The sequence below is a fragment of the Sphingomonas sp. S-NIH.Pt3_0716 genome, from assembly GCF_003950715.1.
Taxonomy (GTDB): domain Bacteria; phylum Pseudomonadota; class Alphaproteobacteria; order Sphingomonadales; family Sphingomonadaceae; genus Sphingobium; species Sphingobium yanoikuyae_A.
Genome location: NZ_QLJK01000099.1, coordinates 1 through 1572, shown reverse-complemented (window position 1 = coordinate 1572; position 1572 = coordinate 1). Strand labels below are relative to the sequence as shown.

The 1572-nt window shown below is 60.4% G+C and carries 1 protein-coding gene and 1 other annotated feature; the gene reads right to left on the bottom strand.

Annotated elements, in window-relative coordinates; translation table 11 throughout:
• Positions 1 to 163: 163 nt before the first annotated feature.
• A protein-coding gene (locus BRX37_RS26180; protein WP_125990354.1) for an IS3 family transposase occupies positions 164 to 1392 on the bottom strand; the annotation gives its coding sequence in 2 pieces (ribosomal slippage) (positions 164 to 1104 and positions 1104 to 1392; 1230 coding nt in all).
• Positions 995 to 1111, bottom strand: a sequence feature (AL1L pseudoknot). (Overlaps the previous gene by 117 nt.)
• Positions 1393 to 1572: the final 180 nt, after the last annotated feature.

The window sequence follows — 1572 nt, the reverse complement described above, 5'->3', positions numbered from 1 at the left end:
CCGCACAAATGCGGGAGTCGCTGAGATACTGTCGAGCATCATAATCAGACGCGTTGCGACCATTCCTCGTTTTGACCGCCGCCGCTCCGAAGGCGGCATTGATGCAGTGATTGAAGTCAAACTCTGAACCGCCCCGGGTTTGCCGGAGGCTATTTGGTTTAAGTTACGCAGCCATGGGGACGTCGTCCAGCATTGCGTAGTACAGTTCCTCAGCTTCAGCCGGCGGGATATTGCCGATGGGCTCGAGCAGGCGCCGGTTGTTAAACCAGTCCACCCATTCCAGCGTGGCATATTCCACGGCTTCAAAGGACCGCCATGGTCCTCGCCGATGTATCACCTCGGCCTTATAAAGGCCGTTGATCGTCTCAGCCAAAGCATTGTCATAGCTGTCGCCGACGCTACCAACCGATGGCTCGATCCCGGCTTCGGCAAGCCGCTCCGAGTATCGGATCGACACGTATTGCGATCCGCGGTCGCTGTGATGGATGAGACCACCCCGATGGACAGGGCGTCGTTCGTGGATAGCCTGCTCCAGTGCGTCCAGCACGAAGCTGGCGTGGGCAGTCCTGCTGACGCGCCAGCCCACGATATAGCGGGCATAGACGTCGATCACGAACGCGACATAGACAAAGCCCGCCCACGTCGCGACATAGGTGAAGTCCGACACCCAGAGCATGTTGGGCGCCGGAGCATGGAACTGCCGGTTGACGTGATCGAGCGGGCAAGGCGCAGCCTTGTTGCTGATCGTGGTTCGCACAGGCTTGCCACGGATTACCCCCTGCAAACCCAGATCGCGCATCAGCCGCTCGATGGTGCATCGGGCCACAGCAAAGCCCTCGCGGTTCATCTGCCGCCAGACCTTGCGCACACCGTAAACGCCGAAATTCTCGGCAAAGACGCGCATGACCTCGGGCTTCAAATCCTGATCGCGCCGGGCACGATCTGACAGCCGCCCCGGATCCCGCCGCTGTGCGACACGCTCATGGTAGGTGGATGGGGCAATCGGCAGAACCCTGCAAATCGGCTCGACCCCATATTCCGCCCGATGCTCGTCTATGAAAGCCGTCATCGTTTGAATGGGCGGTCGAGCTCCGCCTGGGCAAAATATGCGCTCGCCTTACGCAGTATCTCGTTGGCCTGGCGCAGTTCGCGGTTCTCGCGTTCCAGCGCCTTCAGGCGGTCCGCCATCTCGGTGGGCACACCAGCACGCTTGCCACTGTCCACCTCGGCCTTCTTTACCCACTCATTCAATGTGTGCGCCGAGCACCCGATCTTCTCGGCGATGGAAATCATTGCTGCCCAGCGGGAAGGATGTTCAGCCTCGTGATCCAGCACCATGCGCACCGCCCGTGCGCGAACCTCAGGTGCAAACTTGTTCGTCGTTTTGCTCATATCGGCTCCACTTACTCAGAAGTTGGAGCCTCCGGCAAACCCGGGGCGGTTCAGCACGCATCTCACGCCAGAGCGCCAAGGCGTTGCGGGATCCGGTATCCCAGCGCTCGTTCAGCCACGGCAACCAACTGTCCAGAGCGCTTGGCCGAGTACGAAAGACGTCTAGGCGCTGTCCGCGTA